At 32.9% G+C, this 26,254-nt stretch carries 27 protein-coding genes; 16 read left to right on the top strand and 11 right to left on the bottom strand.

Annotated elements, in window-relative coordinates; all coding sequences use genetic code 11:
• The first annotated feature begins 109 nt into the window (after positions 1 to 109).
• From U0D62_RS00630 to U0D62_RS00610, 5 genes are all read left to right on the top strand, one after another.
• Entirely contained in the window at positions 110 to 1,840 is a 1,731-nt protein-coding gene (locus U0D62_RS00630; protein WP_322193223.1) for a M28 family peptidase, read from the top strand.
• Between the two features lie 19 nt (positions 1,841 to 1,859).
• On the top strand, positions 1,860 to 2,783 hold the full coding sequence (locus U0D62_RS00625) for an AraC family transcriptional regulator (RefSeq protein WP_322193222.1): 924 nt from the start codon (positions 1,860 to 1,862) through the stop codon (positions 2,781 to 2,783).
• An 18-nt stretch (positions 2,784 to 2,801) separates the two neighbouring features.
• Positions 2,802 to 3,644: a hypothetical protein gene (locus U0D62_RS00620; protein WP_322193221.1), complete on the top strand. Its 843-nt coding sequence runs from the start codon at positions 2,802 to 2,804 to the stop codon at positions 3,642 to 3,644.
• A 95-nt stretch (positions 3,645 to 3,739) separates the two neighbouring features.
• Complete coding sequence (locus U0D62_RS00615; RefSeq protein WP_322193219.1) at positions 3,740 to 4,504, top strand: hypothetical protein; 765 nt, start codon at positions 3,740 to 3,742, stop codon at positions 4,502 to 4,504.
• 229 nt (positions 4,505 to 4,733) lie between these two features.
• Complete coding sequence (locus tag U0D62_RS00610; protein WP_322193218.1) at positions 4,734 to 5,267, top strand: RDD family protein; 534 nt, start codon at positions 4,734 to 4,736, stop codon at positions 5,265 to 5,267.
• A gap of 31 nt (positions 5,268 to 5,298) precedes the next feature.
• Here U0D62_RS00610 and U0D62_RS00605 read toward each other — a convergent pair whose 3' ends face one another.
• The 8 genes from U0D62_RS00605 to U0D62_RS00570 all read right to left on the bottom strand — a co-directional run bounded on the left by U0D62_RS00605 (position 5,299) and on the right by U0D62_RS00570 (position 14,001).
• Entirely contained in the window at positions 5,299 to 6,447 is a 1,149-nt protein-coding gene (locus U0D62_RS00605) for a serine hydrolase domain-containing protein (protein WP_322193217.1), read from the bottom strand.
• A gap of 100 nt (positions 6,448 to 6,547) precedes the next feature.
• Complete coding sequence (locus U0D62_RS00600) at positions 6,548 to 7,177, bottom strand: glutaredoxin family protein (protein WP_322193216.1); 630 nt, start codon at positions 7,175 to 7,177, stop codon at positions 6,548 to 6,550.
• 53 nt (positions 7,178 to 7,230) lie between these two features.
• Positions 7,231 to 8,394, bottom strand: a complete 1,164-nt coding sequence (locus tag U0D62_RS00595; protein WP_322193215.1) for a metal ABC transporter permease — start codon at positions 8,392 to 8,394, stop codon at positions 7,231 to 7,233.
• A complete protein-coding gene (locus U0D62_RS00590; RefSeq protein ID WP_322193214.1) occupies positions 8,387 to 9,517 on the bottom strand; it encodes a metal ABC transporter permease in 1,131 nt (376 codons plus the stop codon). The genes U0D62_RS00595 and U0D62_RS00590 overlap by 8 nt, the downstream gene beginning before the upstream one ends.
• A 79-nt stretch (positions 9,518 to 9,596) precedes the next feature.
• Positions 9,597 to 10,331 (bottom strand): metal ABC transporter ATP-binding protein, encoded by a 735-nt coding sequence (locus tag U0D62_RS00585; RefSeq protein ID WP_322193212.1) that lies wholly within the window; start codon positions 10,329 to 10,331, stop codon positions 9,597 to 9,599.
• 45 nt (positions 10,332 to 10,376) lie between these two features.
• A complete protein-coding gene (locus U0D62_RS00580) occupies positions 10,377 to 11,294 on the bottom strand; it encodes a metal ABC transporter solute-binding protein, Zn/Mn family (RefSeq protein WP_322193211.1) in 918 nt (305 codons plus the stop codon).
• On the bottom strand, positions 11,284 to 11,763 hold the full coding sequence (locus U0D62_RS00575; protein WP_322193210.1) for a thioredoxin family protein: 480 nt from the start codon (positions 11,761 to 11,763) through the stop codon (positions 11,284 to 11,286). The genes U0D62_RS00580 and U0D62_RS00575 overlap by 11 nt, the downstream gene beginning before the upstream one ends.
• Positions 11,764 to 11,775: 12 nt before the next feature.
• Complete coding sequence (locus tag U0D62_RS00570) at positions 11,776 to 14,001, bottom strand: TonB-dependent receptor (protein WP_322193209.1); 2,226 nt, start codon at positions 13,999 to 14,001, stop codon at positions 11,776 to 11,778.
• A 51-nt stretch (positions 14,002 to 14,052) separates the two neighbouring features.
• Between U0D62_RS00570 and U0D62_RS00565 the strand changes: the two genes are divergently transcribed.
• The 5 genes from U0D62_RS00565 (at position 14,053) to U0D62_RS00545 (ending at position 17,811) form a co-directional block, all read left to right on the top strand.
• The gene (locus tag U0D62_RS00565; RefSeq protein WP_322193208.1) at positions 14,053 to 14,745 is read left to right on the top strand and encodes a metal-dependent transcriptional regulator; all 693 of its coding nucleotides are present in this window, start codon (positions 14,053 to 14,055) and stop codon (positions 14,743 to 14,745) included.
• A 71-nt stretch (positions 14,746 to 14,816) separates the two neighbouring features.
• Entirely contained in the window at positions 14,817 to 15,596 is a 780-nt protein-coding gene (locus U0D62_RS00560; RefSeq protein ID WP_322193207.1) for a 3'-5' exonuclease, read from the top strand.
• 21 nt (positions 15,597 to 15,617) lie between these two features.
• A complete protein-coding gene (locus U0D62_RS00555; RefSeq protein ID WP_322193206.1) occupies positions 15,618 to 16,229 on the top strand; it encodes a fumarylacetoacetate hydrolase family protein in 612 nt (203 codons plus the stop codon).
• Positions 16,230 to 16,568: an Hpt domain-containing protein gene (locus U0D62_RS00550; protein ID WP_322193205.1), complete on the top strand. Its 339-nt coding sequence runs from the start codon at positions 16,230 to 16,232 to the stop codon at positions 16,566 to 16,568.
• A gap of 1 nt (position 16,569) precedes the next feature.
• Positions 16,570 to 17,811: a competence/damage-inducible protein A gene (locus U0D62_RS00545; protein WP_322193204.1), complete on the top strand. Its 1,242-nt coding sequence runs from the start codon at positions 16,570 to 16,572 to the stop codon at positions 17,809 to 17,811.
• Between the two features lie 6 nt (positions 17,812 to 17,817).
• On the opposite strand, the gene U0D62_RS00540 is transcribed toward U0D62_RS00545, so the two are convergent.
• A complete protein-coding gene (locus U0D62_RS00540; RefSeq protein ID WP_322193203.1) occupies positions 17,818 to 18,219 on the bottom strand; it encodes a hypothetical protein in 402 nt (133 codons plus the stop codon).
• Positions 18,220 to 18,358: 139 nt separating this feature from the next.
• Complete coding sequence (locus U0D62_RS00535; RefSeq protein WP_322193202.1) at positions 18,359 to 19,834, bottom strand: hypothetical protein; 1,476 nt, start codon at positions 19,832 to 19,834, stop codon at positions 18,359 to 18,361.
• Between the two features lie 344 nt (positions 19,835 to 20,178).
• Between U0D62_RS00535 and rpmB the strand changes: the two genes are divergently transcribed.
• The 5 genes from rpmB to U0D62_RS00510 all read left to right on the top strand — a co-directional run bounded on the left by rpmB (position 20,179) and on the right by U0D62_RS00510 (position 23,639).
• Positions 20,179 to 20,418, top strand: a complete 240-nt coding sequence (rpmB, locus tag U0D62_RS00530) for a 50S ribosomal protein L28 (protein WP_211074381.1) — start codon at positions 20,179 to 20,181, stop codon at positions 20,416 to 20,418.
• Between the two features lie 25 nt (positions 20,419 to 20,443).
• Entirely contained in the window at positions 20,444 to 20,626 is a 183-nt protein-coding gene (gene rpmG / locus U0D62_RS00525; RefSeq protein WP_322193201.1) for a 50S ribosomal protein L33, read from the top strand.
• A 7-nt stretch (positions 20,627 to 20,633) separates the two neighbouring features.
• On the top strand, positions 20,634 to 20,786 hold the full coding sequence (locus U0D62_RS00520) for a DUF4295 domain-containing protein (RefSeq protein ID WP_201922289.1): 153 nt from the start codon (positions 20,634 to 20,636) through the stop codon (positions 20,784 to 20,786).
• Between the two features lie 126 nt (positions 20,787 to 20,912).
• The gene (gene ftsY, locus U0D62_RS00515) at positions 20,913 to 21,866 is read left to right on the top strand and encodes a signal recognition particle-docking protein FtsY (RefSeq protein ID WP_322193200.1); all 954 of its coding nucleotides are present in this window, start codon (positions 20,913 to 20,915) and stop codon (positions 21,864 to 21,866) included.
• A gap of 99 nt (positions 21,867 to 21,965) precedes the next feature.
• Positions 21,966 to 23,639: an amidase family protein gene (locus tag U0D62_RS00510; protein ID WP_322193199.1), complete on the top strand. Its 1,674-nt coding sequence runs from the start codon at positions 21,966 to 21,968 to the stop codon at positions 23,637 to 23,639.
• Here the strand turns inward: U0D62_RS00510 and U0D62_RS00505 are convergent.
• Positions 23,632 to 24,732: a serine hydrolase domain-containing protein gene (locus tag U0D62_RS00505; RefSeq protein ID WP_322193198.1), complete on the bottom strand. Its 1,101-nt coding sequence runs from the start codon at positions 24,730 to 24,732 to the stop codon at positions 23,632 to 23,634. The two genes, U0D62_RS00510 and U0D62_RS00505, sit on opposite strands and share 8 nt — an antisense overlap.
• A gap of 162 nt (positions 24,733 to 24,894) precedes the next feature.
• Here U0D62_RS00505 and rimO point away from each other — a divergent pair, with 162 nt between their 5' ends.
• Positions 24,895 to 26,196 (top strand): 30S ribosomal protein S12 methylthiotransferase RimO, encoded by a 1,302-nt coding sequence (gene rimO / locus U0D62_RS00500; protein ID WP_322193197.1) that lies wholly within the window; start codon positions 24,895 to 24,897, stop codon positions 26,194 to 26,196.
• The last annotated feature ends 58 nt before the right edge of the window (positions 26,197 to 26,254 follow it).

Genomic DNA, 26,254 nt, shown 5'->3' with positions numbered 1-26,254 from the left:
ATAAGATTTGAAAAAACCACGACGTTCTGCCGTGGTTTTTTTATATCGTTTTTTAAATAGAGGTAAATAATATTATTAATATATTCATCATCTTAAAAATTCGAGTTCCATGAAATTTAAAACTATAATATTATCAATAATAGTGAGTATTACTTTTTTTAGCTGCAAAAAGGAAGTTGCCCCGGCAACAAATACTTTATACTATTTTGATATAGTAAGACCTCAATTTAGTGGAAACTTAGCCTATAAAACCACTGCTTTTGTAGAACAATTTTGGCGAGTAGTAGGAAATAAAGGGTTTAATGAGAGTGTATATAAAATAGCTTCAGAATTAGAAAAAGCAGGGTATGTATTAGAAAGCAAAGCAAATCCAGAGGATCGATTAGTATACAGAATAGAGAAAAGACCATTGGAAAACCCTACTTGGGAACCTGTAAATGCAAGTCTTACTTTAGTAGATAATGATCAAAAAATATTGGATTTTACAACCAATAGAAATATGATCTATATAAACTCTATCTCAACACCAGAAGAAGGAATAATAGGAGACGTGGTTTATATAGAAACTCCAGAAGAAATAGAAAGCACAGATGTTAAGGGAAAAATTGTATTCGCAGAAATGTCACCTTATAAACTGTATAAAAAAGCTATAATTGACGGTGGAGCCATAGGTTTGATTACCTATAATAACCCTTCATATTTACAACCAGAGAAAAACACAACTTCTATTCAGTTTAGAGGATTTCCTCAAAGAGAAAAAATTAATGCTTGGGGTATTGCTTTATCTTATGAGGCAAAAGAGAAATTAAAATCCTCATTAGTTAACGGAATGACTAAGGTTAAAGTAGATATTACTACTAATATATATCCTTCAGAAGAATTAACTGTAGTTGCTAATATCAAAGGATCAGAACTGCCTGAAGAAAGCTTGGTTTTTAGTGCGCATATCCAGGAACCAGGTGCTAATGATAACGCTACAGGAGTAGGAACACAATTAGAAATGGCAGCATTGTCTGCAGAATTGATTACTAATAATCAGTTGGAGCTAAAACGTACATTGACATTTTTGTGGGGAGACGAGATAGTGTCCACAAAACGATATGTAAACGAAAAAGAAAAACGTAATCCTATTATAAAATGGGGGATAAGTCTGGATATGGTAGGAGAGAATACTGATATTACAGGAGGGTCTTTTTTGATCGAAAAAATGCCTGACCCTAGCGCAATCTGGACAAGAGGTAATGACAAGCATTCAGAATGGGGTGGTAAAAAATTAGCTCTTGAGGATATGAAACCGCATTATTTAAATGATTTTATCATTGAGATTTTCAAGGCACAAGGAGATTATGCAAATTGGGAAGTAAATACAAATCCATTTGAAGGAGGTAGTGATCATGTACCGTTTCTAAAAGCTGATATCCCAGGACTATTACTATGGCACTTTACAGATCAGTTTTATCATACAGATAATGATAGAATTGATAAAGTATCTCAAGAAACTATGAAAAATGTAGGAACCGCAGCTTTGGTCAGTGCATATACATTCTTAAATGCTAATGAAGAAACAGCGAGACATGTATTAGCAGTTATTAATTTTAAAGCGATGAAACGTCTTACAGATGAAGTTGAACTTAGTAAGGCAGCTATAAAAAAAGGAGCCCCAATAGAGGAGGAGATAGATATTATAAGTGCCTGGAGTGAATGGTATCTTAAAGCATTGTCTTCTGTCGAAGATATGTCATCAGAACCTAATGAAGAACTTAAATCTGCGATAGCTTCAAAGCAATCAACAATCAAAAGAGTAACACAAAATTTGATAAAGGATCTTCAATCTTTATGATGTATTTGTTTTTATAATGATGAAATCTGATAAAATCGAAATAACAGAAGATTATATTCATAGCCTTAATAAAGCCTTGAACTATATAGATGATAATCTAGATGCAGATTTGTCATTAGAAACAATTGCTCAGGCGGCGAATTATTCACCATTTCATTTTCATAGAATTTTTAAGGCAATAACTGATGAAACCTTAAATACATATATCACTCGTAAAAGAATCGAAAAAACAGCTTCTATATTATTTAGAAGAAAGGAAATACCTATTTCTGAAATATCTTTAAAATATGGTTTTAACAGTAATTCATCATTTACCAGAGCATTCAAAAAATTTTATGGAGTATCTCCTTCAGAGTTTAGAAGGTTAAGCCCAAGTAAATATAGCAAGATATGTAAAGTCAAAAGCAAGAATGGTCAAATAGAACAGATCTTTGAAAAGTACATTTGCAATGTTGATAATCATAAAAATTGGATTACTATGAACGCAAATATTGAAATCAAAGAAATGCCAAAAATGAATCTGGCCTATATTACTCATATTGGAGTTGATGGATTAGGGGATGCTTTTGAAAAATTAATGAAATGGGCACGGCCTAAAGGGTTTATGGATAACCCAAATCTAAAAATGGCAACTATTTATTATGATAGTTTTAAAGTTACTACACCAGATAAAGTAAGAATGAGCGCTTGCCTGCTTTTAGAAGAACCAGTAGAAACAAAAGGAGAAGTAGGTATTACAACTATCCAAAAAGGAAAATATATTGTCGCACATATGGTAATAGGTCTTGATGAATTCGAAAAATCCTGGAGTAGTCTTTTTGTATGGATGAATGAGAATGGATATAAGAAATCAGAACAAAATCCGTTTGAAATATATCACAATAATTATAATGAACACCCACAAAAAAAATGCATAATAGATTTATGCATACCGATCGAGTAAAAATGTAAAGTCAGGCTTATGAGAATAACGAATGATAAGATAAAAAACCCAACTTTTATTATTAGTGTATTCGTTCTCATCATAAACGATTGGTTTTTAAAATCAATGTTTCATAATGTTTTGACCGGGAAACTATCTGATTTTGCAGGATTATTTGCTTTCCCTTTTTTCTTAAGTGCTATTTTTTACAAACAAAAAAGAAGTATTCATATTCTGACTGCGTTATTTTTTATGATTTGGAAAAGTGAATTTTTTCAACCCGTGATTGATGTGATCAATACCGCAGGAATACCTGTTTATCGTACTGTTGATTATACAGACTATATAGCTCTAATAAGTGTGTTTGTTTCTTATCAGGTGTTTAAACAAGAGTGGAAAGTTAATATGAAACCTGTTTTATCAACGATGCTTATTATAGTTTCTTCGTTGGCTTTTATGTCAACAACTATGATACCTCGAGAAGAAAGAAAATATATAGATATAAATAAGGAATATCAATTTGATTTTTCTAAACGAGAGCTCGTTTCAAGATTGAATATGATTCAAATGAAAGAAGTTAACAGAATCAATAAATATAGTGGGCAAGTTGATTTTGATAGTGAAACGAATATCTTTCACTATAAAGGGCAAACAGATACTTTAGCCATCATATTAGACGATGATATGATAAGAAATCAAGATACGATTAGAATAAAATCTTCTTTTGCCGATATACAAATCTCTGGAGATGAAAACCAATCCAAATTAAAACTTATTACTGCATACAGATTTGTTTCGATACATAAAGACAAGGATTATAGAAATAGAACTATTAAGGAGTTTGAGCGAAGGATTGTTAAAAAAATTAAAAGATACAGGTAATAATATCTATGGTGTAATTATCTTATTGTTAGTTGGTTAAATAAATAATATCTTAGAACAAGATTTAAGGATTCATTTAACCAACACACATAATTATGACAATAGAAGATTTAAACAAGGAGATAACTACTATTAAAAAAAAGATTGATACCAAGGAAAAGAAAGACTCTTGGGATAAGATTAAAATCATTACCAGTATTCTTATTCCGTTAGCAATAGCATATGCCGGGCACGAATTCTCAAGTACGCAACAAAAAGCAGAAATACATTCTAATGAAACCATAGCAAATCTTCAAAATCAACTGGCAGAGAAGCAATTTGAATACCAGAAGGAAATTTCTTCTATAAATTCAAAAGTTGGGCAGGTTGGTTTAGTATCTGAGTTTTTTGAGGCATTACTTAGTAAAGAACCCGTAAGGAAAAAATTAGCTATAAAAGCAGTGTTGATAGTCTTAAAAGATGAAGGGCCTGGTTTGGTTAAAATTGTTGAAGAGTCTGATGAAGCAGAGGAGATAAAATCTTTTGCAATGTCTACACTAAATTCTAAAAGAGATGAACTTGCTCATTCTTTATTTAGCGAATCAAAAGCAGAAAGAATTAATGCCTATAATGATATTACTGCTGGTTGGAAAGATGACTCAAAAATGGCTTGGGAAATCTTAAAAGCAGGAAATGCCGACTTAGCTAATAAAAATGGTGTGTATAATGCTTTGGTGACTTTATCAAGCCTGGATAATAAAGCACTAGAACCTTATATTGAAGAAATAAAAGAGTTTAGTGCTAAAGCAGAGCCTAACGGAGAAAAAACGAAAGGAGCTGCCCAGAAACTCAGAGCAGAATTACCTGAAAATAACCTGTAATCTAGAATGTAAATATCCTCCTATAAGAGTAATTTCTTTTAGTGTTTATATTAAAAATACTTTCAATAAGTTGCTGCTAAAATAAAATAAAGCAAAAAACACAGGTAACAATTCCTTGAGTTATGACACTAGTATATAATGGAATAATTAAAATACTAGCATAACCAGGACTATGACAAGACAAGAACATCTAAGATTTTGTAAAATCTGTGTGAATCAAAAATTTGATATGAAACAAGGAATCATTTGTGGATTAACAAATGATATAGCCGATTTTGAAAATGAATGTTCTACTTATGAACAAGATATTGAACTCGGGAAAAAAGAAGAACAACTAGCAGTTACCCGAGATTTGGGTAGTAAAGTTGCGAGTAGAGATAAGAGGTTCGCAAACCACATCTTAGACACTATTTTCTTATTGATATTTAATGTAGTCTTAGGGGTTTTGCTAGGTATTATACTAGCTGTTTGGTCTCCTGATTCTCTTACCGCTTTTGAAGAAGATAACATTTTTATAAACTACTTCTTTACTTTTGTTGGAGGGATGATTTATTACACCTTTTTTGAAATCACAACGGGAAGGACCTTGGGTAAACTAATTACAGGTACCAAAGTAGTAGATGAACAAGGTAATAAACCGGATGCCTGGACGATTTTTGTGCGTACTTTATGTAGGTTTATACCTTTTGATGCATTTTCATTTTTGGCAGATGATAGCGGGTGGCACGATACTCTTTCTAAAACTAAAGTGGTAGAGGCGTAATGTGAAATATTTATCCGAAACTATAAGGGTTTTACATTCCTACTAACTTAAAGCAAAGCCTATCCAGTTTTTTGCTATCAGGATGCTTAAAATTTACATTAGATAAAATAACGACTCCTTTTTTTGTGTCCATATCAAGTATCATTGAAGACATATATCCTCCTGTTGCTCCGTTATGAAAATAATATTCTTTATTGTTTTTAGCAGTAATAATCATCCAGCCCAAGGCAACATCCATGCGATTGCCGTTATCAAATGTTTTGATTCGTTGAAAATCAAGCGTTTCGTTTTGCGAAAAATTGGCTGTAACAAACTTAGAAAGATCTTCTACATTAGAATAAATAGCACCCATTCCTTGCATACTAGGAAAATTCCAGGCAGGAATAGATGTTCCTTTTACGCTTAAGCCAGATACTATTTGATCTTCATTAAAAGAAGATGGTAATGAAGAAGAGGAAGTCATATCAAAACGTTTAAATATCCGCTCTTGAAGGAGTTCTTCATAGCTTTTGTTAGATATTGAAGAAAGAATATGACCTAATAAGCCAGCTCCTAGATTAGAATAGGCCATCTTTGTTCCAGGTACGGTCTTAGGGCTCATCTTTTCTATAAGATGTTTTTCAAATTTATCTTGTGTGAATTTTTTATAAGGATCATCAGAATTTATAATTGAGTTTAACATCATTCCTGAAGGGAGTTTTGGTAAACCCGAAGTATGATTAGATAACGATTTTAAAGTAATAAATTTTCCCTCTTTTTCAATATTATTTAGTTTGATATCTAGAAACTCTTGAATTGGTTCTTCTAGATCAACCTTTTCATTTACAACAAAATCTGCAAGTAGTGTAGAAGTAAACACTTTGGTAATAGAACCAATCTGAAAAATAGAATCCGAATTTTTTACCGTAGTCAACGTGTCGTTTTTTCTCAAAATACCATAGTATGATACAGCATCTCCATCGATAAAAGCAAATGATAGTTGCGTGTTATTAGGGTAATTTTTTACATACTTAACTATCGTATCAATTTTTTGTTGATCCGTATGTTGTTCGATAGATAATTCAGAATTTGCAGGGTGTATTTCTACTTTAGAAGCATTTTTAAAAAATAAAAATAATGCAATGGCGGCAGCAATCCCAAGGACTAAAAAACTACCTAGTATAATAAAAAAAGTCTTCATAGTGGCCAGGTTGTACAATTATAAGTATCAAAGTGACTTATATTGTTACAATATTTTGTTTAAAAATTAAATAAGAAGTATCTGAGAGTATAGACTCAATTTAATTAATAGAAACAGATAGGATAAAGGTATCCAAATCATCTATAGGATATTGAAGCTTTCCTTTTATTATTCCTAATGGAACACCTATTGTATTTTTATCATATCCGTCACGATTTAATAGTTCCCATAAATATTCTCGATATCGACTTTTAGTATCAATATTTACTTCTCTATACTTAATGTGTTTTTCTTTTAATTTTGAAATGAGTAGCTCACACTTTTTACACCCTTTTTTTGTGAATATTATAATTTCTGATCGAAGTATAGAAGAAACTGGAGCTTCTTTTCTGGTATTTTTGCTTCGATCAACATCAATATTTTTGAGCTGTTCATTTACGATAAGATCATAAGTGTAATGAGAATCGACATCTGTTAAAGGAATTAAAATTAATATTTGTGTTTTGCTTTTTGCAGGAATATTTTTGATAACCGGGCGTTGAGCACTTCTTCGATACCCAATTGGATTTACTTTTAGAAAAACACTCTTATCCGTATCTGTATCATTTTGTACATATAGAATTGTACGTTTTTTTTGCACTTCTTCTATGAGTCGTACAGGGTTCTCCTGAGCAACTACGGTAAAAGAGAATAATAGTATAAAAATATGCAGGTGAAATACATTTTTCATAATCTAAACCTTATTAATGTATAAATATAAGACTTAAAAAAATGAGGGAAAAATCAACCTCTGAATAAGAAGAAGCGATCTTTCATATTTTCGATTTCAGAATTTTTATTTGTAACTATATAGTCAATAGCTTCAGTTGTAAAGTTTTGTCCTTTCTCAGTTAAAGAAACAATATCATTATCAATGGTAATCATATTATTTTTTAGTGCTAAATCCAGTACAGATTTGGATCGTACTTTTTGCCAATTGATATGTTCATTTAAATGTTTCACATGACGTTCTTCTTGTTCTTCTTCGTGATTGCCCAAGTGTAGAAGAAACGTGAGTAATGATACCTCAATCCTCTGTTGTTTTTGTCTGTATAGTACAGAAAATAGACCTCTTTGAGGAGCGAATAGATATACTAGTAAAAATACTAAACCAAGAACAGTAGTCATAGAACCTGAAATAGAAGCGTCTAATCCATGAGCTACCCAATATCCAGCAATTGCACTTCCTACACCAAACAGTATAGCTAGTACAAGCATTTTCTTTAAATCATTTGTCAATAAATATGCGGTAGCTGCAGGTGCAATCATTAAGGCAATAACCAGAATGGCCCCAACAGCATCAAAAGCTCCTACTGTAGTAATTGAAGAAACCGTCATAAGTCCATAATGCATCACTACTGGTGATAATCCTAATGCTGAGGCAAGTCCAGCATCAAATGTGCTTACTTTTAGTTCTTTGAAGAAAGCAAAAAGTAACCCTAGTGTGATTAGTAATATAGAGCCTATAATCCATAATGATTTAGGACCTAAATCTATTCCTCCTGCAATCAATCGATCAAAAGGAGCAAAAGCAAGTTCACCTAATAATACAGCATCTATGTCAAGATGAACATCATTAGCGTTCTGTGCAATCAAGATAATACCAATACTAAAAAGAGCAGGAAAAACCAATCCGATGGCAGTATCTTCTTTTACTAAACCAGTTTTTTGAATAAACTCGACGAGAACAACAGTAAGTACTCCGCTCGCAGCTGCCATAATAATGAGTAGAGGAGAGGAGAGATCGTGAGTGATAAAAAAACCAATAACAATACCTGGTAAAATAGAATGGCTGATAGCATCAGTGATCAAAGCCATTTTCCTGAGTACCAGAAAAGTTCCGGGAATGGCACAAGCTATGGCTACAAGACTCGCAATTAATTGTATTTCAATTTGTGCATTACTCATCTTTATTTCTTATTAGTTGATCATACAGGTTAGATGCTGTTTTGTATCCTGATTCAGTCATAGACCACATACTCCCCTGGATTTTTACATAATCTTTATCTTCTAATTTTTGAAGAGATCTTTTAGTGAATCCCTGAAAATTATTCAAGATTTTGATTGCATGAGGGTGCGTTATATCTTCGTGATTTTTGGCAATGTTATACATAAAAGACAATGTTTTATGTAATTGTAGATCGTTTCTGTTTTTTCTAAAACGTATTTCTCTAAATAACAATCCACGACCTGGAGAAAATATAAACGAAAATAATACAAATACTCCAGCGACAAGTACAATAACAGGTCCTGTTGATAGGTTGTTGTGGCTGGCGCTAATGGCAGTGCCTACAACCCCTGAAAAAGCTCCAAAAATTGCAGCCAGAATAACCATAATAGCTAAGTTGTTAGTCCATTGTCGTGCTGCTGCTGCAGGAGCTAAAAGCATCGCACTCATTAATACGACACCTACAGTTTGTAATCCAAGAACGATGGCAATTACAATAAATGTAGTAATCAGAATATCTAAAAAACGAGTATTGAAACCCAGAGTTTTGGTATAATCAGCATCAAAGAGTAGTAGTTTTAATTCTTTCCAAAAGAGTAATAGAATCAACAAACTTACCCCAGTAATAATAACCATAAGCCATACATCGCTTTCTAAAAGTGTTGCCGCTTGACCAAAAAGATAACTTTCGAGTCCAGCTTGATTAGCATTGGGCATTTTCTGGATATAGGTTAATAAAAGCATCCCGAATCCAAAAAACAGCGATAAGATAAGTCCTAATGCAGTATCAGATTTAAGATGTGTTTTACTAGTAATCCCTCTGATCCAAAAAGTCCCTATTAAACCACTGATTAGTGCACCTAGTAAGAAAATAGAGCTATTTTTGGTCTCAATGATTAAAAAAGCGATCGCGATACCTGGTAATGCTGCGTGTGAGATCGCATCACCCAGAAGACTTTGTTTTCTTAATACGGCAAAGCTTCCTAACATTCCGCATATAGCACCAAGTACTGCAGTACCTAATGTGATCGTACGTAAGGTGTAATCTGTAAAAACAAGCTTTATGTATTCTGTTAAGTCCATGGTTTTTAGATTATAATTCGAAGTTTTATGTGATAACAAAATGTATCTTCTAAAACTTCAATTTTAAACCTTTGAAGGATTATTGTTGTATACTAACCTTATAGTTAATTCCGTATGTTTTAGTTAGATTATCATCATTAAAGATGTCTTTGACAGGTCCTGTTGCAATTTTCTTTACGTTTAAGAAGGTTACCCAATCAAAATATTCTGGTACTGTTTGCAAATCGTGATGTACTACAATTACAGTTTTTCCAGCTTTTCTTAATTCCTTTAAAATATTTATAATTGCCTTTTCTGTGGTAGCATCTACTCCTTGAAAAGGTTCATCCATAAAGTATATCGAAGCATTTTGTACCAAAGCTCTGGCTAGAAATATTCTTTGTTGTTGTCCACCCGAAAGTTGGCTTATTTGGCGGCTTTTAAAAGAAAGCATTCCTACTTTTTCTAAAGCTTCTAATGCAGCTTTCTTTTCTTTTTGACCTGGTCTTTTGATCCAGCCTAAGCTTCCGTAAGTCCCCATCATTACTACATCTAATGCTGTAGTAGGAAAATCCCAATCTACACTTCCTTTTTGAGGTACGTAGGCTACAAGAGATCGCTGTTTTTTATATGGTTTCCCATAAATTTGAACACTTCCGGCAATGGGTTTTATAATGTCTAAAATTGATTTAATCAGTGTAGATTTTCCTGCACCATTTGGTCCTACAATTGCCATTAATACTCCTTCAGGGATGGTAAGATCAATATCCCATAATACAGGTTTGTAATTATAAGCTACGGTTAGGTCATCTATTTGTACTGCGTTTTTTTTCATTTATTTAAACATATAACTATTTTTTGTTAATAGCTAGGACTAATACTATTTAAGGGCATTAACTATCGTGTTTACATTATATTCAAACATTCCGGTATAAGTGCCTTCTTTAGTTCCTGCATTACCAAGTGCATCAGAAAACAATGTTCCTCCAATAGCAACTTCGTGATCTTTGGACTTTACGGCAGCTTGTAAAGCTTCTATAGTTCGTTTTGGAACTGAGCTTTCCACAAAAATAGCTTTCACTTTATTTTCAATAATAAAATTTGCAAGTTTTTGAACGTCTTGCACACCAGCTTCTGTTGCTGTCGATAATCCTTGCAAACCTACAACATTAAAGTCATACGCTTTTCCAAAATAACTAAAAGCATCGTGTGCCGTAACTAATATTCTGTTTTCTTTTGGTAGGTTTCCAATGGTATTATTTAAACCTGATTCTAATTGATCAAGTTTGGCTAAATACTTTTTTCCATTAGCTTCAAAAGCTACTGCATTTTTTGGGTCTATTTCTTTAAGTTGATTAGTGATGTAAGTGGTTATAAGTTTCCAGTTCTGAACACTAAACCAAATATGAGGATCATAATTAGAGGCAAAATAATCTGAACCTATCAAAGTGTTTTTATCTAAACTTTCTCCTACTGCAATAGTTTTAATATTTTGAGTTCCCATTTTTTCAAACACCTCTACAAGTTTTCCCTCCAGGTGTAAGCCGTTATAAAAAATAACATCAGCATTCACAAGTTTGGTTACATCTCCTTCACTAGCTTTATATAGATGTGGATCCACGCCGCTACCCATTAAACCGACCACATCAATATGATCTCCTCCTATATTTTTAACCAAATCAGTAATCATTGAGGTGGTGGTCACTACCTGTAACTTTTGATTAGGATCTTTTGATTCTTGTTTGCAAGAAAAAAGAGCAAATACAAGAAGTAATAGGGTTATTTTTTTATAAATCATTTTTAGAAAGTTTATTTAATACCTTAATAAGGTCTTTAGCGCTTAAGAAGGATTGCTGTTGAAATATGATTTCGTATTTAGTATTTAAAATGGTTAGAGTTGGGTATGCAACTTTATTATTGACTGTGGCAAGTTCGCGGGCCAATTGATGTACTCCGGTTTTATTTCCATTAGGTTGAAAACGAAAGGAGTTGTTTAGAAATTTTATGGTTTTATGACTTTCGCCATTTAATGAAGCAAAATAGAAATTTTTGTTTAGTTTTTCTATAACATCATTATTCTTAAAGGTAGTGTTTTCCATATTTTTACAATACATGCACCAATCTGTGTGAATGAACACAACCAAAGGTTTTGGAGCAATAATCATATTACTTTCAATAGACTCAAAAGAGTCAATTTTTAATTGCGCAGTAGCATTTTGATGTGCAATAAATATGATAAAGAATAATATGCTGTAAAACGTTTTCATCTTATTATTGATTTATAAGGAATATCGAACACCTAAAAAACCTCGTATTCCTTGATTAGAGGCATAGATATAAGTAGTGTCAAAATCTGGTCCAAATGGATCATCAGCTCCGGCAATTAAAAAAGGATTGTCTCGACTTGGGGTCCAGTCTAATAAGTTTTTAACACCTCCGTAAAACTCTATATTGTTTTTGGATTTATGAGAGAATTGTATGTTTTGGATACTCCACCAAGGTGATTCATCGCTTCGAGGATCATCAGGGCCTTGAGTTGCTAATCGCATAGGTCCGTATAGGTTTCCGGTGTAATCTAATGTTAGATTAAGCGATTGTATTTTGTACGTAATTCCCCAGGTTCCTGTAAAACTTTCAGTAAGTATCTGACGTGTGGTTACTCCGTTTTCAGTATTTGATACATTAAGACCACTCACTCCTAAGGCAAGTTTTAAACCATTAGAAAAATTAATATCAGTATTAAGACTTACTCCTGTAGACACTGCATGACCATCTAAATTGCCATATCGTATTTGCGTAGGATTTGTTTCATAATCTGGAATAATAGCATTTGTAAAATAAGTATACCAGGCAGAGGCATCAAAGCTTACAAAAGTTCCATTGTCAAAAAATATTTTTTTGATATAATTAAGATTTACATTGTATGATTCTTCGGGATCTAGATCTTCTTCAATAACCACATCACGAGAACCTGTCAGAGCTGCGTGATCTTCAGTAAAAAGGTTAACAACTCTAAAACCTGTACCCGCATTAAATCTAAAAATGTTTTTATCATTAATACTCCATTTATAAGCAAGTCTTGGAGTAAAAATGGTTCCGTGTCTGTTGTGATAATCTAGCCTGGTACCTAGTAATAATTTATGTTTAGGGGCTAGTGTGATTTCATCCTGTAAGAATATACCTGGAGTGTTTGTTTCTTCGGGATTGTTTTGATCATTTATAGCTGTAGCTGGAGTATTATCATCATAATATTGGTACCTGTAAGCAGCACCTATTAATAAGTCGTGAGACTTTATTTTTTTATCCCAAGTTAATTGGGTAAAACCAATTCGTTGTTTTGCCTGATATGATACGGTACCGTAAAATGAGTTTTGATCATGGTCTGTATATGAGAAGGAAAGTTTTAAAGGTTCTTTTGTAGGTAATTCATAATTACCTAGTATTTCATAACGAGTTGTGTATATACTTTCGCCATAGATTTGATCACCTCCTCTAAAATCAGGATTCCAGTCAAGCTCTCCTCCCCATCTATCTTCATAATAAAACCTACCAGCCAGCGTAAAGTTTTTTCCACTTTTACGATTAAAATTCCACTTGTTAAAAATAGATATACGATCTTGTAAAGTAAGATCAGTAAACCCATCATCATTTTTATCTATAACTTGATCATAGTAAAAATAATTGACACCAAATAATGCTGTAGCATTACCTATTTTGGATTTAAAACCAAAATCGACATTGGTTTCACCCCAACTTGTGGCAAAGACATCAGTACTTATTTCTGGAGCGTCATTAGGATTTTTTGTGATCACATTAATTAATCCTCCAACAGCTTCACTCCCGTATAGTGATGAGGCAGGTCCTTTTACCACTTCAATTCTATCAATTAATGAGTTAGGTATTCCTGATAATCCATAAACAGTTGATAGTCCACTAACGATAGGCATTCCATCAATCATTACTAATGTATAAGGACCTTCTAGTCCATTAATATGTATATCTCCGGTATTGCATATACTACAGTTTAATTGCGGTCGTACTCCGTTTACATTTTGTAGAGATTCAAACAAACTAGGAGTTGGGTTTTTTTTGAAAAAAGTAGGAGAATAGATTTCAACAGGAACCGGGCTTTCTGATCGACTTACGGCTTTTAACGTTCCGGTAATTACGACTTCGTCAAGGGATGAGCCTTGAGACATAACAAGATTTGTTTTATTTATTCCAGCTGTAATAGATATCTTTTTTTTAATTGGAGTGTAACCAGTAAATGATGCTACTACTTTATAGTCACCAACAGGGATGTTTTCAATTGTAAAAGCTCCGTTTTCATCACTTGAACTTCCTAGAGATGTTTCTTCAATAAAAATATTAGCAAAAGGAATTACTCCATTATCATCATAAACTATACCTTTTAATGTTCCCGTTCCATCTTCTTGCTGTGCATTTATTGTTATAATGCTAAAACAAATTAAAAAAGATAATAAGATGATTCTACTTAATTTCATTAGGTTTAGTAATTTTGTTTAATTAATGATGCAAAACTAAAAAAGTTAGTTATGACTAACAAATTAAATTTGAATAATTTAACAAAGAGTGAAGAAGACTATTTAAAGGCTCTTTTTCAGTTGCTTATAGAGGATAATGCTGCCAAGGTTGGGAATAATCAATTGGCAGATTACCTAAAGGTATCCCCAGCTTCTACCAATAATATGATTAAGAAGCTTAAAACAAAGAATTATGTGGTAAGTGAAAAGTATGGGAAATTAGAACTTACAGAAGAGGGAAGGTGGATTGCTGTTCGATTAATTCGAAAACATAGATTATGGGAAACATTTTTATGCAACTATCTTAATTTTACCTGGGATGAAGTTCATGATGTTGCAGAACAATTAGAGCATATCAAGTCTCAGAAGTTAATAGATGAGTTAGATCGTTTTATGGATTTTCCTAAAAATGACCCTCATGGGGAAATAATTCCGAATGCAGATGGTGAATATTTAATTTTACCCAAAGTGACATTATCTTCTTTGTCAGAAGGAGATGTATGTCAGTTAGTTGCGGTTAACGATGGATCGGTTAATTTTCTTAAATATGTTTCTGCAATTGGTCTGGCATTGAGTAGTGAAATTAAAGTATTGGAAATCAGAGACTTTGATAAATCAATTAGAATACAATTTGATGAAACTATCGAAACAGTTACTAGAAAGTTTGCAGATAATGTTTTTGTAAAAGTGATTAATAAAAGTTAATATATGTTAAAATAATATATCATTTTAGTTTGTAATTAATACCTAGTATATTTGGATCACACAATCAATTTATGGAGCTTAATATAAAAAGGCCGATATGTTTTTTCGATCTTGAAACTACCGGTATAAATATTTCAAAAGATCGTATAGTCGAGATTTCTATTCTCAAAATATTTCCAAACGGTAATAAGGAAAGCAAAACCTGGTTGGTTAATCCTGAGATGCCAATTCCGCCAGAAACTACTGAAGTACATGGTATTGATGATGCAAAAGTAGCAAATGAGCCTACCTTTAAACAATTAGCCAGTAAAGTGAGCGAAATGATTAAAGGCTGTGATTTGGGAGGGTTTAACTCCAATCGGTTTGATATTCCTTTATTAGCTGAAGAATTATTAAGAGCTGAGTTGGATTTTGATATGAAAAATACAGTAGCAATTGATGTGCAGACTATTTTTCATAAGATGGAAAAAAGAACATTATCTGCGGCATATAAATTTTATTGTGACAAAGATTTAGAAGATGCTCATTCTGCTGAAGCGGATACAAATGCAACTTATGAAGTCTTAAAAGCTCAATTGGATAGATATCCCGAATTAGAAAATGATACAAAATTTTTGTCAGAGTTTAGTTCGAGAAAACAATTTGCAGATTTTGCAGGGTTTATTGCTTATGATAAAGAGGGCAAAGAAGTATTTACTTTTGGAAAACATAAAGGTAAGCAAGTTGAAAAAGTGATGGAAGATGAACCTGGGTATTTTGGATGGATTCAGAATGCAGATTTTCCTTTGTATACAAAGAAAGTACTTACAGCTGTAAGACTTCGAAAATTAAATAATAGCCTAAAGTTATAATCATCCTAATACCCCGAGTGAATGAAACTTATTTGCATAGGACGTAACTATACAGATCATATTGAAGAGTTAGAAAACGAGAAACCTACAGATCCAGTAGTTTTTATAAAACCTGATACATCTATCTTATTAAAGAAACAGCCATTTTTTATTCCGGATTTCTCAAATGATGTACATCATGAAGTTGAAATATTGGTAAAAATCAAAAAGGTTGGGAAGCATATTGATAGAAAATTTGCTCATAAATATTATGAAGAAATTGGGTTAGGAATAGATTTTACAGCTAGAGATTTACAAAGTGAATTGAAAACAAAAGGATTGCCTTGGGAAAAAGCAAAATCCTTTGACGGTGCAGCGGTAATAGGTAATTGGGTGTCAAAAGATAATTTTTCTGATGTAGATAATATTGATTTTCGTTTAGAGAAAAATAAAGAAATCGTTCAAGAGGGTAATACTAAACTTATGCTCTGGAAGATTAATGAATTAATAGAATATGTGTCAAAATATTTTACTTTAAAGATAGGAGATATTATCTTTACAGGTACACCGGCAGGTGTTGGAGCTGTAAAACCAGACGATATTTTGACCGGATATATTGACAACCAACAATTTTTTTCAATAAAAGTAAAATAGATGAGCAAAGGGTATAGTTTAAAAAATGTAAATGAATTATCTGGTGGAGATGATGAATTTATAGCTGTATTGGTACAGACTTTTTTAGAAGAAATACCGCCGGATCTTGATAGTATGGTTCAGGCTGTAAATTCTGATAATCCGCAAATGGCATATCAATATGCTCATAAAATGAAACCTAATCTACAATTATTTGATATTGATTTGTTGGTGCAGATCAAACAGGTAGAAGCTTGGTCTAAAACTAATAAGGCAAAAGAAGAAATTCAACCTGTTTTGAGCCATATTGTAACTACAGTTAATGGAGCTATTCAGGACTTGAAAGACGATTTCCAATAGAATGCTTGCAGAGATTATTACCATAGGCGATGAGATTCTCATAGGTCAAATCATAGATTCTAATTCAGCATTTATTGGTAAAGAGCTTAATAAGATAGGAGTAGATGTACATCAAATTACATCCATTCGTGATGATAAGCAACATATTCTTGATGCTCTGGAAGAAGCAAGTAATAGAGTAGATATCATATTGATAACAGGAGGTCTCGGTCCTACCAAAGATGACATCACAAAACATACTATTTGCGAATATTTTAATGATACTCTAGTGCAAAACGATGAGGTACTACAGCATGTAGAAGAGCTTTTCGCAAAATATATAAGTACTCCAATTTCTGATGTTAATAGAAAACAAGCTTTAGTGCCTAGTAAATCAAAGGTATTGATGAATCAATATGGTACAGCTCCTGGAATGTGGTTAGAGAAAGAAAACACAGTATATGTATCGATGCCTGGAGTTCCTTATGAAATGAAAGGTTTGATGAAGAATGAGGTGCTTCCTGGATTACAAAAACGATTTGATAGACCTTATATTTTACATAAAACCATTCTTACTTATGGTTTAGGAGAAAGTGTTTTAGCTGAAAAAATAGAAGATTGGGAGAATGGTCTACCGGCATTTATTAAACTTGCCTATCTGCCAAATTTAGGAAAAGTGAGACTACGCCTTTCTGCTAGAGGTACGGATAAAAAACTTCTTGAAGATACGATTAAAACTAAGGTAATAGAACTTCAAAAGATTATAGGAGATATTATTGTAGGTTATGAAGATGATACATCTATTGAAGCTAGAATAGGTGAACTTCTAGTGAAAGAAAATAAAACACTTGCTGTAGCAGAGAGTTGTACAGGAGGTAAAATAGCACAATCTTTTACTGCTATTCCTGGAGCATCATCGTATTTTAAAGGTGGTGCAGTTACCTATGCAACGCAATCTAAAATTGATATTTTAGGAATTAGTAAGGATATAATAAACGAATATACGGTTACTAGTATACAGATTGCTGAGGCTATGGCTATGACGGTAAAAGAGAAATTTAAATCGGATTATGGTATCGCTACTACAGGTAATGCTGGGCCAACAAAAGGAGACGGAGATGTAGAAGTGGGTACTGTTTTTATTGCAATAGCAACCCCTGATGGTGTTTTTTCAGAAGAATACTCTTTTGGCAATCTTAGAGAACGTACAATAAACAAAGCAGTGAATAAATCCTGTGAACTGTTGTTAAAAATGCTATCCTAAATATGTTTAATCAGGAGAGATAAGTTGTTCTACCCAATCAATAGCTTCTTCAAGATTATAGAAAATACTCGTTGGTTTATTTATAAATGCTTGCTCTAACTCAGCTATTTTATTCTTAACCGGATCATAAGTTACAACGGCAACACCTTTTAAGTTAGGAAAAAGCTCTGTAGATTTAAAATGGGCCGTAGGTTCAAATGAGTAAGAATGTATTCTATTTGAAATATATACAAAAGGAGTTTTGTTTCCGTAGTATTGTTTACCAAGCTGAAAAAGCTTGGCAGCTTTTTCAAAATTAATAACTATACCTTCTTTTATTTCGGTTACAACAAAATTCTCATAGAAATATGCACTTCCGATATCCAAATCATATTTCTTAATAAGTTTTCTGTTGATTCTTCGAATCATAATTTATAAAAATTGGTAATAACTAAGGTACGATATTAAATGTTAATATTCAATCTTAGAAAACAGACCTCAAGAGATGTGTACAAAAAAAACGACTACGAATAGCGTAGTCGTTTTTTTATTATTTTTGATTTATATCTTATTGGTATTCTTCTTTATCGTTAGATGATGATTTTGTGTCGTCAATAATACTTGCGCCAATTGAATAAGCAAAATCTAATTTTACAACGCCATCAAAATAAGGAGCTTTCATATCAACATAGGTGTCTCCTAGGTAACCAAACTTTTTAGCAGGTTTACCACCAATGGTTGCGTTATAATAATTAGCATGTGCGTGGCAACTCATGCAGTTTGTTCTGGTTCCTACTTTATTTTCTATGATAGTTCCGTTATCGTTTACAGTTGCATAATTATCAGAACCACCATTATTTAATGTTTTGCTATCAAAAGGAGCTTCTAAAAATGGGTTAAAAGCGTATATCGGTTTCCCGGTACTTGTTCCTCCAGAATATGGTTGAGCAGGGTATACCATACTATAAGCAACGGACATGGCATAATGTCTTGCTGGACCTGTAAGTTTATCTGGCCTTGCAGAGGCAACGGAGCCATCACTTGGAAAATTAGGGTTATCAGGATCAGCACTCCACCAAAATGTCTGCCAGGTCCATCGTGTAGTTTCTCTGGTAGCAACGTGCATACCTACTAATATGGCATAATCACCAGCTTTAGCATTATAGCCATCCTTTTGTTTGTTTACATACTCAGCCATTTCTTTATCGATAGCAAAATGAATAAAATCATTAAGATTATAGGTGTGATCCTTTAATGATCCTTTACATCCTCTATCAATAGATGGATTCCCTGTTGCATTGTTATTGATGTCAACATATACACAGGCATTCCATTTTTTTTCGGGAAAAGGAATGGTATCAGGAGTGTTAACACCTCTCCAGGCCTCCATTTGATAAATACCGTTATTAGCTATGGCAGTATCTTTAGATATAATTTTATATGTTGGTTTAATGGTGATTGCTTTATCAGGAAAACGTACGGAGTCACCTTTTTTTTGCATCGTATTTAGTACACTTTTTAGAAATATTTTATTGTCGATAGCATACTTAGCCGCAGAAGGATCATAATAAACAGTTTCTACCGTTTTAGTGTCAGGTAATACCTGGAACTTATGAAACTGAGTAGGGGTTTCCATGGTGGCACGAATCCTTGGAGTGCTTTTAAGCTTATTTTGAGAACCGAGTTTTATTTTTATTTCTTCAGGAGTATTCCAGGTTTCATATACACGTAAAGTATCCTTTTTATATACTTCATTTGTTTTTTGAGTTAATCCTATCCATATTCCCCAGCCGTGATTATAGATTTTATTTAAATCATTTTCTGCAATCCAAGAGTCGATTATCTTTTCTTTTTCTGGGAAATTAAAACCAGGGATATTTACTTTAGGAAAAGGAACAGGGGCATATGAAGAACTTGAGACTTCAATTATTTCAGTTTCGGGTTGGATATCTGTGGTTTCAGATTCTGATTTTTTATTTTTGTTACAATTATATAGACTAAAAGGGATTGATAGACATAATAAATAAAAGAGTAATTTTTTCATGTGTTAATCATTTTGTTGGTTAGTGTAATTTAAATAATTTGGGTAAATAACTAGAAATGATGTTGTTATATAAAAAAGCGAGCCGTATAACATACAGCTCGCTTTATTTACTACTTAATTACCCCATATCAAGTAGTTAGTCGCTTTTGTGAAAACTAACTGGTGTAAAAGTAATTGTATCACAGTATTTTTGAAATAGGTATAAACCCCTGTTTTTGATTTTTGAGTACGAATGAATTAAAAACTAAAAAAAAGAAGAAAAAATACAAAACTATTATTGGTGGTTCGGTAAATAATTCGTTAATTTGCACCCTGTTTTGAAATAATACCAAAATTAAGAAGAGATGTCAAGAGTTTGCGAGCTTACAGGTAAAAAAGCGATGGTGGGAAATAATGTTTCTCACGCAATGAATAAAACAAAGCGTAAATTCAATGCGAATTTAATAAAGAAGCGTTTTTATATTCCGGAAGAAGACCGTTGGGTAACATTAAAAGTATCTACCGCAGCTTTAAAAAATATAAACAAAAATGGAATCTCTGCTGTTTTAAAAGAAGCAAGAGCAAAAGGTTTTTTAACTAAATAATCTCCTTTTTTAAAAATATACTATAATGGCGAAGAAAGGCAATAGAGTTCAAGTAATCTTAGAATGTACAGAGCATAAAGCTTCTGGTCAGCCAGGTACATCAAGATATATTACAACAAAAAATAAAAAGAACACTCCAGATAGAATGGAATTGAAGAAATTCAACCCTGTTCTTAAGAAAATGACTGTTCATAAAGAAATTAAATAAGTAAGACATGGCAAAGAAATCAGTAGCATCGTTACAGACAGGGTCAAAGAGATTAACTAAAGCCATAAAGATGGTAAAATCTCCAAAAACAGGAGCTTATACTTTTGTAGAGTCTATTATGGCACCAGAAGCGGTAAATGACTTTTTAAAACAAAAGTAATTCGTATATAATATTTTTAAAAGAGGCCATTTCAATCCTATTGAAATGGCTCTTTTATTTTTATATTTATCCTGTTTTCAAAAAGAATACTTTTTTTTGGATATTGTATAATAATGAGAATAACAAATGAGCTTTTTTAAAAAAATATTTTCTTCAGAAAAAAAAGAAACACTGGATAAAGGGTTAGAGAAATCTAAAACCAGTTTTTTTTCTAAACTAAGTAAAGCAGTTGCTGGTAAGTCTAAAGTAGATGATGAGTTATTAGATGATCTTGAGGATGTGCTTGTATCTAGTGATGTAGGTGTTAAGACAACGATAAAGGTTATAGAAAGGATCGAAGATCGTGTTGCCAGAGATAAATATCTGGGTGCAGAAGAACTTAATCAGATTCTAAGAGAGGAAATAGCAGGTTTGCTATCCGAAACTAACTCTGGAGAGGCAACCGATTTTGATGTCCCTGCCGATAAAAAACCGTATGTTCTAATGGTTGTTGGAGTAAACGGAGTTGGAAAAACCACTACTATTGGAAAACTGGCATATCAATTTAAGAAGAAAGGTTTAAAAGTTGTACTTGGAGCGGCGGATACATTTAGAGCTGCTGCTATAGATCAATTACAGGTATGGGCAGATAGAGTTGATGTTCCTATTGTTAAGCAAGAGATGGGAAGTGATCCGGCTTCTGTAGCTTTTGATACATTGCAATCAGGGGTTAATCAGGATGCAGATGTAATTATTATAGATACTGCAGGAAGATTGCATAATAAAGTAAACTTAATGAATGAGTTAACTAAGGTAAAACGTGTTATGCAAAAGGTAGTAGGAGATGCTCCGCATGATGTATTACTAGTTTTGGATGGCTCTACAGGACAGAATGCTTTTGAACAGGCAAAACAATTTACAGCAGCGACAGAAGTAAACTCTCTGGCGGTTACAAAACTTGATGGAACTGCAAAAGGAGGTGTGGTAATAGGTATAAGTGATCAATTTCAGATACCTGTAAAATATATCGGAGTAGGAGAAGGTATAGAAGATCTTCAGGTGTTTAATAAGTTTGAATTTGTAGATTCATTCTTTAAATAACAGCTGTTACAAAATAGTTAAAAAAGACCTTATGATCTTATCATAGGGTCTTTTTTTTTACTTTCAGCAGAAATTGTAAACAACACAAATTCACATTACATGAAAAAAGTATTAATCGTTTTAGCGATAATTTCAGTATTCATTTCCTGTAAAAAGGAGAAACAGGCAATTTCGCAGAAGGAAGTTCAGCCTAGAGTAACCTGGGAGCCTTATGATGAAACCAGTGATCTCGCCGCTACTCAAGAGCTAGAACAAGCTAGAATGCACCTTAAGTTGGTGAACTCTAAAGTGCTAAATAAAAATGAGATATGGTATGAAGTAGAATCTGAACTTGATTATTTCTCAGAAGATGAATACCAAAAATTAAAACCACTTATTCTTGAAAAAGATATTCCTACATTACAGCAAAGTGTAAAAGACGGGAAACTTACGTATGAAGAATTGACATTATTCTATCTATATAGGATTAGAAAATATGAAAGCGACAATTCAATATCACTTAACTCTGTAATAGCATTAAACCCTAATGTTGTGAAACAAGCCAGAGAGCTGGATAAAGTAGATAAAAATACAATTGATGTTCACTCTGTTTTTGGGATGCCAATAATGCTTAAGGATAATGTTAACACAGAGGATATGGCTACTACGGCTGGAACAATAATATTACAGAATAACAGAACCGGAAATGCTTTTATTACAAAACGACTATTAGAGAAAAAGGCTTTGATATTAGGGAAAGCAAATCTAAGTGAATGGGCGTATTTTTTGTGTTCTGGTTGCCCTGTAGGGTATAGTGCCGTAGGAGGGCAAACAATGAATCCTTATGGTAGAATGATTTTTGAGAGCGGAGGTTCAAGTTCGGGAAGTGGAGCTACCGTAGCTGCAAATTTTTGTGTAGCTGCTATTGGTACAGAAACAAGCGGTTCGATTTTATCACCGTCCAGTCAAAACTCTGTGGTTGGCTTGAAACCTACCATTGGACTTTTAAGTAGAACAGGAATTGTGCCTATTTCTAGCACACTTGATACGCCAGGGCCTATGACCAAAAGTGTTATTGATAATGCTATTTTGTTAAATGCTCTTATAGGAAAAGATGCAGATGATAGTGCATCCGTAGCAACAGGTATTGATTTTGTAGCTTCTGTTAAGTCTTCGGTACTTAAAGAAAAACGTTTTGGAGTTATAAAAGCATATCTTGAAGATTCATTATATAATATAGCGATTGAAAAAATAAAGAAAGCGGGTGCTGAGATTGTTGAAATTGAACCGGAACAAACTCCTCTCCCTGGTTTTTTGAGCATTCTTAATATTGATATGAAAAATGACCTTCCAAAGTATATAAAAACTCAAGGAGGAAATGATATTCCTGTTAAAAGTATTGAAGAAGCTATCACTTTTAATCGAATAGACTCTTTAAACAAAATACCTTATGGTCAGGAATTATTTGAAGGAATTGTAAATGATAATACCACTGAGGAAGAATTGAATAAAATTAAAGAAAACCTTGAAAAAACAGCTCGTAATTATTTTAATACACATATTGATGAGCATCAATTAGACGCTATATTGTCAATTAATAATTATCATGCAGGTTATGCGGCTGTTGCAAAATACCCTGCGCTTACTGTGCCGATGGGGTATACAGATAATGGAGAGCCTAAGGGTTTAACCTTTATTTATAAACCTTTCTCAGAAGATAAGTTACTGCAGTTCGGATATTGGTATGAGCAATTATCTAAAGAGAGAAAAGCACCTAAAAAATATGCTAATTGATCAATAAGTTGATCTTTTTCCATAATTCATTATCAAAGCTGGAGGGGCCTAATAATGCCTCTCCAGTATCATTTCCCATTCTAACAATGACGAGGTTTTGGCTAGGAATTACATATAATTTCTGATCGTTTTTGCCCAGACCAGCAATTAAATCATCTGGCGCATCTGGCATCAATTCTCCTTCAAATTCAATTTCGAATGCAGGTGCTCTAAAATTAGTTGTACCATTAAGCCACCATAAATATCCATAAGCTGGGTTTAGATTTTGAGAAGATGAAGTCATTTCATTAAAATAATCCTGATCTGTCATAATTTCTGTTGTATTCCAGATTCCTTTATTTAGGTTTAGTAGCCCAAAACGTGCCATGCTTCTAGCTGTACTGTAATAAATATTAGCAAATCCAAGCTGGATCCAGGAGCCATTCATACCTATTTTAGACTTTAATTTAGATTCAAAGTATGTATTGTAATCCATTTGAACGGCTTCAGTGATAATATTGGTTAAAAGTGTATAAGTAGCATTATGATAATACCAAAAGCTTCCTGATGAATTTAAATAGGTTAAGCATTCAAAATCTGTGCAATTTTGATTGAGAACATTATAATCCAATCCCGTCGTCATAGTAAGATGATTACGAACTGTGATAGTGGTTTCCTGATCAGGAGTAATATTAGCCCAATCATTACCCAAATAAATAGCAGAGGGATTATTGATATCTAAGAATCCTTCTTGCTGAGCTATTCCTGTAGTGAAAGCAGTAAGCGTTTTTCCTGCAGAATACCAGGGATGATTATCAGATATTGTAGCTCCATTAAAATATTTCTCGATAACAATTTTACCGTTTTTAAGAATGATAAAAGCCTTTGTGCCTTTTTCTTCAAGAAAATCATATAAAGGTTGTTCTGAATCAATATCCCAATCTAATTCTGTAACAGATTGTGTTTCCCAGGTATCAGAGTCTGTTGGAGGGAAGTATAGCGTACTAATCCCAGGTTCTGTAATATCTTCGTTAACATCAGATGCCTCATCAGAACAAGAAAGAGAAATACCAATTATTAAGATGAGTAAAGAGAATGGTAGTTTGTTTTTCATAAGTAAGAAGATGTTGTAGGTTTGGACTCTACAATATGCAAAAGGTTTAATCTGCTAGAATTTTTTAATAATAAGAGATATTGATATTTATATGCTGGATTTTGGTTATTCATTGTATCTTTGCACGCCCTGTATAATACCAGGTAGATTTATCAGAAAGATATGAGAACGAAGACTTTAAAAAAGAATAAAATTAACGTAGTTACTTTAGGTTGTAGTAAAAATGTGTACGATAGTGAAGTACTGATGGGACAACTTAAAGCTAATAACAAAGAGGTAGTTCATGAAGAAGAAGGGAATATTGTAGTGATTAATACCTGTGGTTTTATTGCTAATGCCAAAGAAGAATCTGTAAATACTATTTTAGAGTATGTGCAAAAAAAGGATGATGGGGTAGTAGATAAGGTTTTTGTAACGGGATGTTTATCAGAACGATATAAGCCAGATTTACAAAAGGAAATTCCTGATGTAGATCAGTACTTTGGAACTACAGAATTGCCTGGGTTATTAAAAGCATTAGGAGCAGATTATAAACATGAGTTAATAGGAGAGCGATTAACAACGACTCCTAAGAATTATGCATACCTTAAGATAGCAGAAGGTTGCGACCGTCCTTGTTCATTTTGCGCTATTCCTTTAATGAGAGGTAAACATAAATCAACACCGATAGAAGAATTAGTTGTTGAAGCAGAAAAACTGGCTGCAGATGGTGTTAAAGAGCTAATACTGATTGCTCAGGATCTTACTTATTATGGTCTTGACCTCTATAAAGAAAGAAAATTAGCAGGTTTATTAAGAGAATTGGTAAAAGTTGAAGGTATAGAATGGATACGATTACATTATGCTTTTCCGACAGGTTTTCCAATGGATGTGCTGGAAATAATGCGTCAGGAACCTAAGGTTTGTAATTATATTGATATTCCGTTACAGCATATTGCAGATCCAGTTCTTAAATCAATGCGTAGAGGAACAACAAAGAAAAAAACAACAAAACTGCTTAAAGAGTTTAGAGAAGCTGTTCCTGAAATGACTATTCGTACAACTCTAATTGTTGGATATCCGGGAGAAACTCAGGAAGATTATGAAACACTTAGAGAATGGGTGAGAGAAATGAGGTTTGAACGATTAGGGTGTTTTACATATTCTCATGAGGAAAATACCCATGCTTATAATTTAGAAGATGATGTTCCTGAAGAGGTTAAAATAGAACGAGCCAATGAGATTATGGAAATTCAATCTCAAATTTCATGGGAGTTGAATCAACAAAAAATAGGTCAAGAATTTAAAGTGGTTATTGATCGCAAAGAAGGACAATATTTTGTTGGTAGAACAGAATTTGACTCGCCAGATGTGGATAATGAAGTATTAATAGATGCTTCTAAGTTTTATTTAAAAACTGGCGAATTTGCTACAGTAAAGATATATGAAGCTGAGGATTTTGATCTTTATGGAGAGGTAATCTAAAAATTGTAAATACTATATAAAAAGAAGCTTGCTTAAAATTTTAAGCAAGCTTCTTTTT

The sequence above is a fragment of the Aquimarina callyspongiae genome, assembly GCF_034322225.1.
Taxonomy (GTDB): Bacteria; Bacteroidota; Bacteroidia; order Flavobacteriales; family Flavobacteriaceae; genus Aquimarina.
This window is presented reverse-complemented; position numbering and strand designations above follow the sequence as displayed.

Excerpts from the sequence above, each read along its gene's own strand:
- U0D62_RS00615 (WP_322193219.1), top strand. The coding sequence starts at position 3,740 with ATGACAATAGAAGATTTAAACAAGGAGATAACTACTATTAAAAAAAAG.
- U0D62_RS00625 (WP_322193222.1), top strand. The coding sequence starts at position 1,860 with ATGAAATCTGATAAAATCGAAATAACAGAAGATTATATTCATAGCCTT.
- rpmB (WP_211074381.1), top strand. The coding sequence starts at position 20,179 with ATGTCAAGAGTTTGCGAGCTTACAGGTAAAAAAGCGATGGTGGGAAAT.
- ftsY (WP_322193200.1), top strand. The coding sequence starts at position 20,913 with ATGAGCTTTTTTAAAAAAATATTTTCTTCAGAAAAAAAAGAAACACTG.
- U0D62_RS00535 (WP_322193202.1), bottom strand. The coding sequence starts at position 19,834 with ATGAAAAAATTACTCTTTTATTTATTATGTCTATCAATCCCTTTTAGT.
- U0D62_RS00545 (WP_322193204.1), top strand. The coding sequence starts at position 16,570 with ATGCTTGCAGAGATTATTACCATAGGCGATGAGATTCTCATAGGTCAA.
- U0D62_RS00600 (WP_322193216.1), bottom strand. The coding sequence starts at position 7,177 with ATGAAAAATGTATTTCACCTGCATATTTTTATACTATTATTCTCTTTT.
- U0D62_RS00575 (WP_322193210.1), bottom strand. The coding sequence starts at position 11,763 with ATGAAAACGTTTTACAGCATATTATTCTTTATCATATTTATTGCACAT.
- U0D62_RS00540 (WP_322193203.1), bottom strand. The coding sequence starts at position 18,219 with ATGATTCGAAGAATCAACAGAAAACTTATTAAGAAATATGATTTGGAT.
- U0D62_RS00570 (WP_322193209.1), bottom strand. The coding sequence starts at position 14,001 with ATGAAATTAAGTAGAATCATCTTATTATCTTTTTTAATTTGTTTTAGC.
- U0D62_RS00510 (WP_322193199.1), top strand. The coding sequence starts at position 21,966 with ATGAAAAAAGTATTAATCGTTTTAGCGATAATTTCAGTATTCATTTCC.
- U0D62_RS00505 (WP_322193198.1), bottom strand. The coding sequence starts at position 24,732 with ATGAAAAACAAACTACCATTCTCTTTACTCATCTTAATAATTGGTATT.
- U0D62_RS00550 (WP_322193205.1), top strand. The coding sequence starts at position 16,230 with ATGAGCAAAGGGTATAGTTTAAAAAATGTAAATGAATTATCTGGTGGA.
- U0D62_RS00580 (WP_322193211.1), bottom strand. The coding sequence starts at position 11,294 with ATGATTTATAAAAAAATAACCCTATTACTTCTTGTATTTGCTCTTTTT.
- U0D62_RS00590 (WP_322193214.1), bottom strand. The coding sequence starts at position 9,517 with ATGGACTTAACAGAATACATAAAGCTTGTTTTTACAGATTACACCTTA.
- U0D62_RS00595 (WP_322193215.1), bottom strand. The coding sequence starts at position 8,394 with ATGAGTAATGCACAAATTGAAATACAATTAATTGCGAGTCTTGTAGCC.
- rpmG (WP_322193201.1), top strand. The coding sequence starts at position 20,444 with ATGGCGAAGAAAGGCAATAGAGTTCAAGTAATCTTAGAATGTACAGAG.
- U0D62_RS00620 (WP_322193221.1), top strand. The coding sequence starts at position 2,802 with ATGAGAATAACGAATGATAAGATAAAAAACCCAACTTTTATTATTAGT.
- U0D62_RS00610 (WP_322193218.1), top strand. The coding sequence starts at position 4,734 with ATGAAACAAGGAATCATTTGTGGATTAACAAATGATATAGCCGATTTT.
- U0D62_RS00565 (WP_322193208.1), top strand. The coding sequence starts at position 14,053 with ATGACTAACAAATTAAATTTGAATAATTTAACAAAGAGTGAAGAAGAC.
- U0D62_RS00630 (WP_322193223.1), top strand. The coding sequence starts at position 110 with ATGAAATTTAAAACTATAATATTATCAATAATAGTGAGTATTACTTTT.
- U0D62_RS00585 (WP_322193212.1), bottom strand. The coding sequence starts at position 10,331 with ATGAAAAAAAACGCAGTACAAATAGATGACCTAACCGTAGCTTATAAT.
- rimO (WP_322193197.1), top strand. The coding sequence starts at position 24,895 with ATGAGAACGAAGACTTTAAAAAAGAATAAAATTAACGTAGTTACTTTA.
- U0D62_RS00560 (WP_322193207.1), top strand. The coding sequence starts at position 14,817 with ATGGAGCTTAATATAAAAAGGCCGATATGTTTTTTCGATCTTGAAACT.
- U0D62_RS00555 (WP_322193206.1), top strand. The coding sequence starts at position 15,618 with ATGAAACTTATTTGCATAGGACGTAACTATACAGATCATATTGAAGAG.
- U0D62_RS00605 (WP_322193217.1), bottom strand. The coding sequence starts at position 6,447 with ATGAAGACTTTTTTTATTATACTAGGTAGTTTTTTAGTCCTTGGGATT.
- U0D62_RS00520 (WP_201922289.1), top strand. The coding sequence starts at position 20,634 with ATGGCAAAGAAATCAGTAGCATCGTTACAGACAGGGTCAAAGAGATTA.